At 73.1% G+C, this 12,358-nt stretch carries 13 protein-coding genes; 3 read left to right on the top strand and 10 right to left on the bottom strand.

From position 1 onward, the window contains the following. Window positions 1-57: 57 nt before the first annotated feature. Together codA and ACFWUZ_RS25305 are read right to left on the bottom strand one after the other, a co-directional pair. Window positions 58-1,380: a cytosine deaminase gene (codA, locus tag ACFWUZ_RS25310; protein WP_384377150.1), complete on the bottom strand. Its 1,323-nt coding sequence runs from the start codon at window positions 1,378-1,380 to the stop codon at window positions 58-60. A gap of 64 nt (window positions 1,381-1,444) precedes the next feature. Further along, the gene (locus ACFWUZ_RS25305) at window positions 1,445-1,612 is read right to left on the bottom strand and encodes a hypothetical protein (RefSeq protein ID WP_384377147.1); all 168 of its coding nucleotides are present in this window, start codon (window positions 1,610-1,612) and stop codon (window positions 1,445-1,447) included. 95 nt (window positions 1,613-1,707) lie between these two features. Between ACFWUZ_RS25305 and ACFWUZ_RS25300 the strand changes: the two genes are divergently transcribed. Beyond that, entirely contained in the window at window positions 1,708-3,537 is a 1,830-nt protein-coding gene (locus tag ACFWUZ_RS25300; RefSeq protein ID WP_384377144.1) for a S9 family peptidase, read from the top strand. A gap of 43 nt (window positions 3,538-3,580) precedes the next feature. Further along, complete coding sequence (locus ACFWUZ_RS25295) at window positions 3,581-4,417, top strand: SURF1 family protein (protein WP_384377141.1); 837 nt, start codon at window positions 3,581-3,583, stop codon at window positions 4,415-4,417. Window positions 4,418-4,456: 39 nt separating this feature from the next. On the opposite strand, the gene ACFWUZ_RS25290 is transcribed toward ACFWUZ_RS25295, so the two are convergent. From ACFWUZ_RS25290 to ACFWUZ_RS25260, 7 genes are all read right to left on the bottom strand, one after another. Continuing rightward, window positions 4,457-5,545 (bottom strand): hypothetical protein, encoded by a 1,089-nt coding sequence (locus tag ACFWUZ_RS25290; RefSeq protein ID WP_384377138.1) that lies wholly within the window; start codon window positions 5,543-5,545, stop codon window positions 4,457-4,459. Next, window positions 5,542-6,303, bottom strand: coding sequence for a SigE family RNA polymerase sigma factor (locus ACFWUZ_RS25285; RefSeq protein ID WP_384377135.1), 762 nt, complete (start codon window positions 6,301-6,303; stop codon window positions 5,542-5,544). Before ACFWUZ_RS25285 ends, ACFWUZ_RS25290 begins: the two co-directional genes overlap by 4 nt. A 169-nt stretch (window positions 6,304-6,472) precedes the next feature. Continuing rightward, window positions 6,473-7,546 (bottom strand): aspartate-semialdehyde dehydrogenase, encoded by a 1,074-nt coding sequence (locus ACFWUZ_RS25280; RefSeq protein ID WP_384377132.1) that lies wholly within the window; start codon window positions 7,544-7,546, stop codon window positions 6,473-6,475. Further along, the gene (locus tag ACFWUZ_RS25275) at window positions 7,543-8,817 is read right to left on the bottom strand and encodes an aspartate kinase (RefSeq protein ID WP_030709298.1); all 1,275 of its coding nucleotides are present in this window, start codon (window positions 8,815-8,817) and stop codon (window positions 7,543-7,545) included. The genes ACFWUZ_RS25280 and ACFWUZ_RS25275 overlap by 4 nt, the downstream gene beginning before the upstream one ends. 109 nt (window positions 8,818-8,926) lie before the next feature. After that, a complete protein-coding gene (locus ACFWUZ_RS25270; RefSeq protein WP_384377128.1) occupies window positions 8,927-9,574 on the bottom strand; it encodes a DUF5063 domain-containing protein in 648 nt (215 codons plus the stop codon). Continuing rightward, window positions 9,567-10,166, bottom strand: coding sequence for a recombination mediator RecR (recR, locus tag ACFWUZ_RS25265; protein WP_030010802.1), 600 nt, complete (start codon window positions 10,164-10,166; stop codon window positions 9,567-9,569). The genes ACFWUZ_RS25270 and recR overlap by 8 nt, the downstream gene beginning before the upstream one ends. Window positions 10,167-10,244: 78 nt before the next feature. Continuing rightward, window positions 10,245-10,589: a YbaB/EbfC family nucleoid-associated protein gene (locus ACFWUZ_RS25260; protein ID WP_384377124.1), complete on the bottom strand. Its 345-nt coding sequence runs from the start codon at window positions 10,587-10,589 to the stop codon at window positions 10,245-10,247. Between the two features lie 256 nt (window positions 10,590-10,845). On the opposite strand from ACFWUZ_RS25260, the gene ACFWUZ_RS25255 reads away from it, so the two are divergent. Further along, the gene (locus ACFWUZ_RS25255; RefSeq protein ID WP_384377121.1) at window positions 10,846-11,592 is read left to right on the top strand and encodes an SLATT domain-containing protein; all 747 of its coding nucleotides are present in this window, start codon (window positions 10,846-10,848) and stop codon (window positions 11,590-11,592) included. A 100-nt stretch (window positions 11,593-11,692) separates the two neighbouring features. Here the strand turns inward: ACFWUZ_RS25255 and ACFWUZ_RS25250 are convergent, their stop codons facing one another. Beyond that, window positions 11,693-12,343, bottom strand: a complete 651-nt coding sequence (locus tag ACFWUZ_RS25250; RefSeq protein ID WP_384377118.1) for a hypothetical protein — start codon at window positions 12,341-12,343, stop codon at window positions 11,693-11,695. Window positions 12,344-12,358: the final 15 nt, after the last annotated feature.

Raw genomic sequence — 12,358 nt, 5'->3', positions numbered from 1 at the left:
GGGCAACGCCGCCCGGGCGGAGGCGGTGTCGAGGGTCCACGCCGTGGTCGGGGGACGTCAGGTCGGGCGCGGGGTGAAGTCGACCTCCGCCGGGGGTTCACCCGGCCAGGAGAGCACGGTCGCAGCGGGCGGGGTCTGCGCGAGGACGCTGCCGTGCGCGACGACGTACCGGGGGCGGACCTGCCGGCGGATCGCCTCCTCGGGCGACGGCGCGGGCAGCAGGACGAAGGAGGCGGGGGCGCCCTCGGTGATGCCGTACCGGCCGGCGTCCAGCCCGAGGACGCGCGCGGCACGGTCCGTCACCATCGAGAAGGCGGTGGGGAGATCGGCGGCGCCGGTGAGCTGGGCCGCGTACAGGCCGACGAGTGCGGTCTGGAGCGGGTTGCCGGTGCCGAGGGCGTTCCAGGGGTCCATCACGTCGTCGTGGCCGAAGGCCACGTTGACGCCCGCCGCCAGCATCTCCTTGACCTGGGTCAGACCGCGCCGCTTGGGGTAGGCGTCGAAGCGTCCCTGCAGGTTGAGGTTGGCGAAGGGGTTGGACACCAGGCTGATACCGGAACGGGCCAGCAGGCGCTGGAGTTTGAAGCTGTACGCGCCGTTGTAGGAGCCCATGGCCGTCGTGTGGGAGGCCGTCGCCCGCCCGCGCAGACCCGAACGCAGCGCGAGGGTGGCCAGCACCTCCACGAACCGGGACTGCTCGTCGTCGATCTCGTCGCAGTGCGCGTCCACGCGCAGCCCGAACTCCTCGGCCAGCGCGAAGGCGATGTGCAGCGAGGCGACGCCGTCCTCGCGGGTGTCCTCGAAGTGCGGGATCGCGCCGACGACGTCGGCGCCCCGCACGAGCGCCTCCCGCAACAGCGCCTTCCCGTCGGGGAAGGAGACGATGCCCTCCTGCGGGAAGGCCACGATCTGGAGGGTCATGAACTCCCGTACCCGGTCGCGCACTTCGAGCAGCGCGTCGAGCGCCGTGAGGGAGGGGTCGGTGATGTCGCAGTGCGTACGCACGTGCAGCACGCCCTGCGCCGCCTGCCAGCGCAGCACCTCGGTGGCCCGCGCGACCACGTCCTCGCGGGTCAGGGTCCGCTTGCGCTCGCTCCAGCAGGCGATGCCCTCCCAGAGCGTCCCGGAGGCGTTGGGCCGCGGCTGACCGGCGGTGAGGGCCGTGTCCAGGTGGATGTGCGGCTCGACGAAGGGCGGCGCGAGGAGGGAGCCGTGCGCCTCGATGAGGGTGCCGGTGGCGGGCGGCTCCTTCTGGTCGTCGTGCGGAAGGACCCGCGCGATGCGGCCGTCCTCCCCGACCTCGACGTCGGACAGGCCGTGCGCGTCGGCGGCGGCGTGCTGGTCGGTCGGCAGCCGGGCGCCCCGGACGATCATCCGCATGCCGTCCAGCGTAAGGGGTGCGGCGCCGGCCGGCCCGGATCGGACGGCGTGTCCGGTGCCGCGGTCAGCCGCGCTTCGCCTGGGCCTTCTGCTGCATGCCCCTGGCCTTCGCGGAGACCGGCTGGACGTCCCTGACCGCTGCCTCGGCGCGCACCTCGGCCGCCGTGTTCTTCGCGATCGCGCGCTCGGAGTCCTGGTGGCGGTGGTGACCGGTACGGGCCTTCTCGGCCATGACCCCTCCCTCCTGAGCACGGAAGGGGGTACGGGATCCCCTGTGCGCGCGTCCCGAGCGATCGGCATCCCGGTCCGTCCGGCAAGAATGGGGGAATGACCAGCGACAGCGATGTGAGCACCGGCGACACCCCCGAGATGCCCCAGTGGGAGAAGCGGTTCCGGGCGCCGCGCGTCGGGCTGCCCGAGTGGGCGCAGGACGCCCCGGACCGGTCGCTCTTCGTCTCCAACGCGACCGGCACCTACGAGATCTACGCCTGGGACCGTGCCACCGGCTCCCAGCGGCAGGCCACCGACCGCCCCAACGGCACCACCGACGGCACCCTCTCCCCGGACGGGGAGTGGATCTGGTGGTTCTCCGACACGGACGGCGACGAGTTCGGCACCTGGCTGCGGCAGCCCTTCGCGGGCGGGCCCGACGAGCCGGCCACCCCGGGCCTGGAGCCCTCGTACCCCGCCGGGCTGGCCATCGGCCGGGACGGGACGGCGGTCGTGGGGCGCTCCACCGACGAGGAGGGCTCGACGGTCCACGTGGTGCGGCCGGACGGATCCGCACCGACCGTGATCTACCGGCACCGGGAGTCTGCGGGCGTCGGCGACCTGTCCCGCGACGGGACGCTCGTCGCCGTCGAGCACACCGAGCACGGGGACGCCATGCACTCCGCGCTGCGCGTGCTGACCCTCGGCGGCGCCACGGTCGCCGAGCTGGACGACACCCGGGGCGGTACCGAGGAGCTGGGCCTGGCGGTCCTGGGCTTCGCGCCCGTCGCCGGTGACACCCGGCTGCTGGTCGGCCACCAGCGCCGGGGCCGCTGGGAGCCGATGGTGTGGGACGTGGCCACCGGGGCGCAGGAGGAGCTGGCCGTCGACCTGCCGGGCGACGTCAGCGCCGAGTGGTACCCGGACGGCTCCGCGCTGCTGATCGTGCACGGCTTCGAGGCGCGCAGCGAACTGTGGCGCTACGACCTGGCCGGGCGGGAGCTGGTCCGCGTGGACACCCCGCCCGGAACGGTCTCGGGGGCGACGGCGCGGCCCGACGGGACGGTGGAGTACCAGTGGTCCTCGGCCTCCGAGCCCTCCTCGGTACGGTCCACCGCGGGCGGGACCGTCCTGGACCCGCCCGGCTTCCGCCCGCCCGGCTCGGTTCCGGTGGAGGACGTGTGGGTGGAGGGCCCCGGCGGGCGGATCCACGCGCTCGCGCAGCGGCCGGCCGGCCACGGTGACGGCCCCTTCCCGACCGTCTTCGAGATCCACGGCGGGCCGACCTGGCACGACAGCGACGCCTTCGCGGCGGACCCGGCGGCCTGGCTGGACCACGGCTTCGCGGTCGTCCGGGTCAACTACCGCGGTTCGACGGGCTACGGCCGGGCCTGGACGGACGCCCTCAAGCACCGGGTCGGGCTGATCGAGCTGGAGGACATCGCGGCGGTCCGGGAGTGGGCGGTGGACTCCGGCCTCGCCGACCCGGCGCGGCTGGTCCTCTCGGGCGGCTCCTGGGGCGGGTACCTGACGCTGCTGGGCCTCGGGACCCAGCCGGACGCCTGGGCCGTGGGCCTGGCCGCCGTACCGGTCGCGGACTACGTGGCGGCCTACCACGACGAGATGGAGGCCCTGAAGGCCCTGGACCGGACGCTCTTCGGCGGTACCCCGGAGGAGGTTCCGGAGCGCTTCGAGGCGTCCTCGCCGCTGACGTACGTGGACGCGGTGACGGCGCCCGTGCACATCGCGGCGGGCGTCAACGACCCGCGCTGCCCGATCCGGCAGATCGAGAACTACGTGGACCGGCTCGCGGCGCGCGGCGCGGTGCACGAGGTGTACCGGTACGACGCCGGGCACGGCTCGCTGGTGGTGGAGGAGCGGATCAAGCAGGTCCGGATGGAGCTGGAGTTCGCGCTGAAGCACCTGCCCGCGCGGCTCTCCGGCTGACCCTGCGGGACACCGTCCGGTGCACCCCCCGTACCGTGGTGGGGTGCACCGGTTTCTCCTGACCCCGCGCTGGTGGGGGATCAACGTCTTCGTCGCGCTCGCCGTCCCCTTCTGCCTGTTCATGGGGTCCTGGCAGCTCGGCCGTTTCGAGGACCGCGTGGACAGCCACCGGGAGGCGAGCGCCGGGCGGCCCGCGGCCGAGGCGGCCGCTCCGCTGGACTCGCTCCTCCCGGTGGACAAGAAGACCTCCGGACGGCTGGCGTCCGCCTCCGGGGAGTACGGCGACCAGCTGCTGGTCCCCGAGCGGCGGCTGGACGGCGCGTCCGGCTTCTACGTCCTGACCCTGCTGAAGACCGACTCCGGCAAGGCCGTGCCGGTGGTCCGCGGCTGGCTGCCGGGGACCGCGGACCCGGCGAAGGCACCGGCCGCGCCGGCCGGCCGGGTCGAGGTCACGGGGGCCCTCCAGGCCTCGGAGAACTCCGGCACCAAGGGCGTGCACGCGGAAGGCGGCCTGCCGGCCGGGCAGCTCGGGGTGATCGGGGCGGCCTCGCTGGTCAACCTCGTCCCGTACGACCTGTACGACGCCTGGCTGACGGTGCAGACCCCGGCGGACGGCATGGTCCCGGTGCCCGCCCAGGCACCGGTCAACACCGGGCTGGACCTGAAGGCCTTCCAGAACCTCGGCTACACCGGCGAATGGTTCGTCTTCGTCGCCTTCGTGCTCTTCATGTGGTTCCGGCTCTACCGGCGCGAGGTCGAGATGATCCGCGACACGGAGGCCGGCCTGGTCCCGGCCGAAGCGGCCGGCGCGGCGGACACGGCTCCGGCGGACACGGCAGGTGCTGCGGGAACGGCCGGGGCGGCCGCTCCCCGCTCCTGAGCCGCCTGACCTGAGCCCGCCCCGAGGGCAGGACGGCTCCTACGGCCTCGGCTCGTCGACCGGGATCGCCCCCGTGCGGTACACGGTCCCGCCGCAGGCCTCGGGAATCGTGGCCTGTGTGGTCGGAGACCCCGTCTGAGGTGTGTGGGACACCGCGACACCGGCCGGCTCCGGGGTCGTCGCCGCGCTCTGCGGCTCCACGGCCGCCGCAGTCCCCTCCGCCCCGGCACCCGAGGTGCCTGCCGACCCGTCCTGCGGCGGTTCCGCCCCGCCGCCCGCGCTCTGCGCGGGACAGGGCTCCGCCGGCGGCACCCACGCGAAGCGGACCTCGTACGCCGTGTTGGGCTCCAGCGTCAGCACCCGCGCCTCCACCGACGGGTCGGGCAGCAGACCGCTCGCCGGATCGCCCGCGGTGTGGCCGACCACCGCGACGCCGGCGCCCTGCTGGGACGGGGCGCCGTCCAGGGCCGCGGCGCGCACCGTGTCCGGGCCGGTGACGGTACAGCCCTTCGCCGAGACGTTGGTGACCTTGAAACTCCCGTACACCCTGCCGTCGGCCTCCGGGGCGCGGGCCGAGCCCACCACCCCCAGCTGCTCGGCTCCGCACCCGGGCACCCCCGGGGCCGCCACCGGGGGCATCGGGCCCGAACCGGCGGCCGGGCCCGTTGCGGCTCCGGTGCCCGACGGGCCCGCGCTCGTGCCCCCGGACGGGGAACCGCCGGCCGTGGGCGTCGGCTGCCCGGTGGTGCCGCCCGCCTCCGGGGTGGCGCCCGCCGACCTGGAGGACCTCGGCTGCGCCCCGGCCCCGCTGCGGTGCGGCGCGGACTCCCCGCCGCCCGCCTCGGCCCGGGGCTGCTCGCCGTGGCCCGCCATGGCCGAGTGCGCGGTGCTCCCGCCCTCGGCGCCCGTGGCGCGCAGGGCCACCGGGATCGCGGCCCCGGCCAGCAGCACGACCGTCGCGGCGCCCACGTAGGCCTGCCGCTTGAGGGTCCGGCGCGCCGGGACCGCGCACCGCAGCCGCTCCAGCGCGTCCTGCGAGGGCTCCAGGCCCCCCACGGCTCCGTGCAGCAGGCCCCGCAGCTCCTGCTCCTCGTGCGTCCCGTTCGGCGGGGTGTGGTCGTCCATCATGACTGCGCAGCCTCCATCGCCACCCGCAGCGCGGCAATGCCCCGCGAACCGTACGCCTTCACCGAGCCGATCGATATGCCGAGCGTCTCGGCGACCTGGGCCTCGGTCATGTCCGCGAAGTAGCGCAGCACCAGTACCTCGCGCTGACGCCGCTGGAGCCCCCGCATCGCCTTGATCAGGTCGTCGCGCTCCAGCTGGTCGTACGCCCCCTCCTCGGCGCTCGCCATGTCCGGCATCGGCTTCGACAGCAGTTTGAGGCCGAGGATGCGGCGGCGCAGCGCGGAACGGGAGAGGTTGACCACGGTCTGGCGCAGGTACGCCAGGGTCTTGTCGCGGTCGCGGACCCGGCTCCGCGCCGAGTGGACGCGGATGAACGCCTCCTGGACCACGTCCTCGCAGGAGGCGGTGTCGTCGAGGAGCAGGGCCGCCAGTCCCAGCAGCGAGCGGTAGTGCGCCTGGTAGGTCTCGGTGAGGTGGTCGACGGTCGTACCGGCCACGACGGCCGCCTCCGCCCCGCTCCCGCCGGCCCGCTCCGTCCCGCCGGCTGCCGCCGCGTCCGCGCCGCCGCCCTCGCGGGGGGCGGGCACACGGCCGCCCCGCGGCGGTACGGAGGACCGTAGCAGCACCTCGGAGGGCCCGGCGGGCGGGACGGGAACGATCACCGGAAGACCGCCACCGGGCGTACGGGATCCCCGGCGCGACGGGACGGTGCCGGTGCGTGCCGGTACGACGGGGATATCGAGGAGTGCCTCAGCCACGCCTGTAGGACACGCGTGCCCCCGTCAGGGTTGTACGCGCGAGGCCGTCTCACCGGCACAGTCCCCGACGCCCTCATGCGTACCCGCTCTTCCCGAGTGCCCCGTCCATCGAGACGGCATCCGGGCCATCACCTTGATCAAGGGATCGGAACCGATCCTACAAAGCGAATTACGCAAATTCACCTGCGACCAGTTCGGCGATCCGTGTCGCGTTCAGGGCGGCGCCCGTACGGAGGTTGTCGGCGCACGCGAAGAACTCCAGCGAGCGGGGGTCGTCGAGCGAGGCCCGCACCCGCCCCACCCAGGCCGGATCCGTCCCGGCGGCGTCCACCGGCGTCGGGAACTCCCCGGCGGAGGGGTCGTCCACGAGCACCACGCCGGGCGCGGCCTCCAGGATCTCCCGGGCGTGCGCGGCGTCCACCTCGCGCTCGAACCGGGCCCGCACCGTCGCCGAATGCCCGGTCACCACCGGCACCTGGACACAGGTCACCGCCACCGGGAGCCGCTCCAGCTGGAGGATCCGGCGCGTCTGCGCCCGTACGGCCAGCTCGTGCGAGGACCAGCCGTCCTCGCGCAGCTCGCCGGACCACGGCACCACGTTGAGGGCCAGCGGGGCCGCGAAGGGACCGGTGTCCTCGCCCACGGCGCGGCGCACGTCTCCGGTCTGCTCCCCGAGGGAGGTCCCGGCGACCACCGACAGCTGGCGGCGCAGCGAGGTGGATCCGGCCCGGCCGGCGGCGCTCGCGGCCTGGTACGTGGAGACGGCCAGCTCGGCCAGGGAGTACTCGGCGTGCAGCGCGCCCAGGGCGGCGATCACCGCCGCGGTCACGCAGTCGGGGCCCGCGACGATGCCGCGCGGCCGGATCCGTACGGCGTGTCCGTTGACCTCGGGCACCACCAGCGGGACCTCGGGGTCCTCCCGGAAGGCGGCGGACTGGTCCACGACCACGGCCCCGCGGGCGGTCACGACTGGAGCCCACCGGGCCGAGACCCCGGCCGGGGTCAGGAAGACCACGACGTCCCCCGCCCCGATGCCCTCGAAGGCGTCCTCCGAGAGGGCGAGCACCTCGCTCTCCTGCCCGCGGACGGCCAGCATGCGGCCGGCCGACCGCGGGGAGGCGATCAGGCGTATGTCGCCCCAGACGTCCGCGCGCTGGGACAGGATCTGGAGCAGGACGGAGCCGACAGCTCCGGTCGCCCCGACCACGGCGAGCGCCGGGCCGGAGGACCGGGACGCGGTCATCGTCCGGTGCCTCCGTAGACGACCGCCTCGTCGCTGTCGGAGTCGAGGCCGAAGGCCGTGTGCACGGCGCGGACGGCCTCGTTGACGTCGTCCTGGCGGGTCACGACGGAGATGCGGATCTCGGAGGTGGAGATCAGCTCGATGTTGACGCCCGCGTCGGACAGCGCCTGGAAGAACGAGGCGGTGACGCCCGGGTTCGTCTTCATGCCGGCGCCGACCAGGGAGATCTTGCCGATCTGGTCGTCGTAGCGCAGGGAGTCGAAGCCGATCTGGCCCTTCGCCTTCTCCAGGGCGTCGATGGCCTTGTGGCCCTCGGTCTTGGGGAGGGTGAAGGAGATGTCGGTGAGGCCCGTGGAGGCCGCCGAGACGTTCTGCACGATCATGTCGATGTTGATCTCGGCGTCCGCGATGGCGCGGAAGATCGCCGCGGCCTCACCCGGCTTGTCCGGGACGCCGACGACCGTGATCTTGGCTTCGGAGACGTCGTGAGCGACTCCGGAGATGATGGCGTGCTCCACCTGCTCGTCCCCTTGCGGATTCTCGTTGCTGACCCAGGTGCCCGGCAGTCCCGAGAAGGACGAGCGGACGTGGATCGGAATGTTGTATCGGCGTGCGTACTCGACACAGCGGTGCAGCAGCACCTTGGAACCGGAGGCGGCCAGCTCCAGCATGTCCTCGGAGGAGATCCAGTCGATCTTCTTCGCCTTCTTCACGACGCGGGGGTCCGCGGTGAAGACGCCGTCGACGTCGGTGTAGATCTCGCAGACCTCGGCGTCGAGCGCCGCGGCGAGGGCGACGGCGGTCGTGTCCGAGCCGCCGCGGCCGAGCGTGGTGATGTCCTTGGAGTCCGCGGACACGCCCTGGAAACCGGCGACGATGGCGATGTTGCCCTCGTCCAGCGCGGTGCGGATACGGCCCGGCGTGACATCGATGATGCGCGCCTTGTTGTGGACCGAGTCGGTGATCACGCCCGCCTGGCTGCCGGTGAACGACTGGGCCTCGTGGCCCAGGTTTTTGATCGCCATGGCCAGCAGGGCCATGGAGATCCGCTCTCCGGCGGTCAGCAGCATGTCGAATTCGCGTCCGGCAGGCATCGGGGACACCTGCTCGGCGAGATCGATCAGCTCGTCCGTCGTGTCGCCCATCGCGGAAACCACGACGACCACCTGGTGGCCGTTCTTCTTGGCATCCACGATCCTCTTGGCGACGCGCTTGATGCCTTCGGCATCGGCTACGGAGGAGCCTCCGTACTTCTGCACGACAAGGCCCACGTGCGCTCCTCGCTCAGTCCGTCTCATTGCTGGTGCAGTCTAACGAGCGGCCGGGATCCGACCGCTTCGTACCACATCATGAGACGAAAAGATCACAGCGTACGTTCCCTCAGCGGCGGCCGAGACCACCCAGTTCCTCGGCCATCACCTGCCCGGCCTGCTCGGCCAGATCCTCCTCCGTCAGGTCCTCGTCCGTGTCCAGACCGTCCAGCGCGGCGAGCGGCTGGTCCAGGCGGACGTGGGCGATCAGCGACTGGAGGGCGCGCAGGGTCGCCGAGGCCGTCGGGCCCCAGTTGGTGAAGTACGAGAACTGCCACCACCACAGCGCCTCCGTGACCCGGCCCGCGTGGTGGTGGATGAGCCCGTGCCGCAGGTCGGCCACCACGTCGGCCAGGTCGTCGGAGATCCGGTGGGCGACCGGGGCCTTGCGCGGCTCGTACGGGTCGAAGACCTCGGAGTAGACGTCGACCGGCTCCAGCATGACCGCGAACCGCTCGCGCAGGTCGTCCACGTCGGGCTCCGGGCCCAGGTCCGGCTCGTAGCGCTCGTCCGGGAGGACGTCCTGGTACGCCCCGAGCCGGCCGCCCGCCAGCAGCAGCTGGGAGACCTCCAGCAGGAGGAAGGGCACCGCACTGTCCGGGTCCTCGCCCTTGGCCACCTCGGCGACCGCGACGATGAACGACTCGATCTGGTCCGCGATCGAGGCGGCGAAGTCGTCCGGGTCCTGTCCCAGGGCGTGCAGCGTTGCGTCAGACATCGAGAAGTCGCCTTCCTTCAAAGGCCCGCCCGAGCGTGACCTCGTCCGCGTACTCCAGATCTCCCCCGACGGGGAGCCCGCTGGCCAGGCGGGTGACCTTCAGGCCCATGGGCTTGATCATGCGGGCGAGGTAGGTGGCGGTCGCCTCGCCCTCCAGGTTCGGGTCGGTGGCCAGGATCAGCTCGGTCACCTCGCCGTCGGCCAGGCGCGCCAGCAGCTCGCGGATGCGCAGGTCGTCCGGACCGACGCCCTCGATCGGGCTGATCGCACCGCCCAGGACGTGGTACTTGCCCCGGAACTCGCGGGTCCGTTCGATGGCCACGACGTCCTTGGGCTCCTCCACGACACAGATGACGGTCGTGTCGCGGCGCGGGTCGCGGCAGATGCCGCACCGCTCCTCCTGCGCCACGTTCCCGCAGACCGCGCAGAACCGGACCTTGTCCTTCACCTCGAGCAGCGCGTGCGCGAGGCGGCGGACGTCGGTGGGCTCGGCCTGCAGGATGTGGAAGGCGATCCGCTGCGCGCTCTTGGGCCCGACGCCGGGCAGCCTGCCCAGTTCGTCGATCAGGTCCTGGACCACGCCTTCGTACAACGGACTGCCTTCTTTCGTTCTGGTCGGTCGAGCGGATCGGTCGTGACGGGGGGCTGCGGGTCGTGGCGGGCTGTCGGACTAGAAGGGGAGACCGGGGATCCCGGTACCCCCACCCAGGCCCTGGGCCAGCGGGCCCAGCTTCTGCTGCTGGAGCGCCTGCGCGTTATCGTTGGCCGCCTGGACCGCCGCGACCACCAGGTCGGCGAGGGTCTCGGTGTCCTCCGGGTCCACGGCCTTCGGGTCGATCACCAGCGCCCGCAGCTCACCGGAGCCGGTGACGGTCGCCTTGACCAGGCCGCCGCCGGCCTGGCCCTCCACCTCGGCCCGCGCGAGGTCCTCCTGGGCCGCTGCGAGGTCCTGCTGCATCTTCTGGGCCTGCTGGAGCAGCTGCTGCATGTTGGGCTGGCCACCACCGGGAATCACAGGGCACTCACTCCATACCTTCGGAAGCTCTTGGTCAATCCGAGCCTACGTGCTCCCCGCTCGCTGCGCCCTACGCCGTGAGGACCAACTCTTTCGAGTGAGAGACGGGGCGTGCGCGTACCTGCTGGAGACCTCCTTGCGGGCGGAAATCCCGGGATTCGTCGTCCACCGCACGTCATTCGAAGGTAGGAAGAGCATGCGCACCATTGCGCACACGCGCACCACCACACGTCAGCGCAGGCAGAGGGAGCGCCGGGTGAGCCAGCCGGAGATGCAGCCCGAGGGGCCACCCCGGGATCCCCGGGAAGAGGGCGGCGGGCCTATGGCGGCGGGCGACCTGACCGGGCGGCCCTTCCCCCTCGGGGACTGGGGCGAGCCCGCCGAGCGGCTCGACGAGCTCTACCGCAGGGTCGAGGCCGATGCGCTGCGCACCGCCGAGTGGTACCTGTCCGACCGGGCCCGCAAGCGCCGCGGCGCCCGCGTCCTGCGGGCCACGGCGGCCGCCGGCGCGGTCACGGGCGCCGCGCTGCCCCTGCTGGAACTGACCGGCTCGGTGCCCGGCGCGGCCGCGTACGGGTACCTCGCGCTGCTGCTCGGCGCGGCGGCGCTCGCCTGCGACCGGTTCTTCGGCCTGACCTCCGGGTGGATGCGGAACGTGGCGACCGCGCAGGCGGTGCAGCGCCGGCTCCAGACCCTGCAGTTCGACTGGGCCTCGGAGAACGTCCGCGAGGTGCTGGGGCCCACCGAGGGCACGGCGAGCGAGGCCGCCGAGCGCTGCCTGACCGTGCTGCGACGCTTCTCGGAGGACATCACCGAGCTGGTGCGTTCGGAGACCGCGGACTGGATGGTGGAGTTCCGCGCCGGGCCCGCGCCGTTGGTGATGCAGTCCCTGGGCGGCTCGGCGACCCGCGCCGACGCGGGCGTGCCGCCGGCCCGCTTCCCGCTCCCGCCCGGCACCCGCCCGAACATGCCCCGCCAGCGCCCGCCGGAGCAGCCTCGGTAGCCTCCGGCGGGCCCGGCGCGGTACGGATCGTACGGATCGTACGGATCGTACGGATCGTACGGAGGGGACGATCGTACGGTTCGTGCGATGCGCAGCGGATTCAGCTGAAGATGATCATCGAGCCCTGCCCGAGGCTCCGCGTCGCGGCCGCGTGCAGCCCGAGCCAGACGTGCCGCTCCCGGGCGAAGGGGCTGTCGTCGTACGGGGCCGGCCCGGCGGGCTCCTCCAGCGAGGTCGGCCGGCCCGGCGCCGCCGGGGCGGCCGGCGGGTTCCCCGGGTCGATCCCGATGGACGGGGCCACGAACGCCAGCTCCCGCAGCAGCCCCTGCGCGGACCCCAGCGGCCCGCCCCCGGCCAGCAGCTCCTCGTTCGCCAGCGGAGCCGGGAAGTCCAGCGGGACGTAAGCCCCGGCGTGGTCGTAGTGCCACACCAGGTGGGACTGCTGGGCCGTCGGTTCGAACATCTCCAGCAGCTGCTCGTAGTCCCCGCCCAGCTCGTCCACCGGGGTCACCGGCAGGCCGCAGATCTGGAGCAGGTACGCCCGCCGCAGGAAATGCAGGGCGTCGTAGTCGAAGCCGGCGACCGGGGCGACGTCCCCGCTCAGGCCCGGCATGTAGGCGAAGACGGGCACGGACGGCAGTCCGGCCTGGCCCAGCGCCTTGTCGTACGAGGCGATCTCTTCCGCGAAGGGGTTGTCGGGGCTGTGGCACAGCACGTCGACAAGGGGGACCAGCCACAGGTCACAGGCCATGCGGCCTCCGATCAG

It is taken from the genome of Streptomyces sp. NPDC058646, from assembly GCF_042716875.1.
GTDB lineage: Bacteria > Actinomycetota > Actinomycetes > Streptomycetales > Streptomycetaceae > Streptomyces.
Note: the sequence above shows the minus strand (reverse complement) of the source record. Positions and strands in the feature narration are given on the sequence as shown.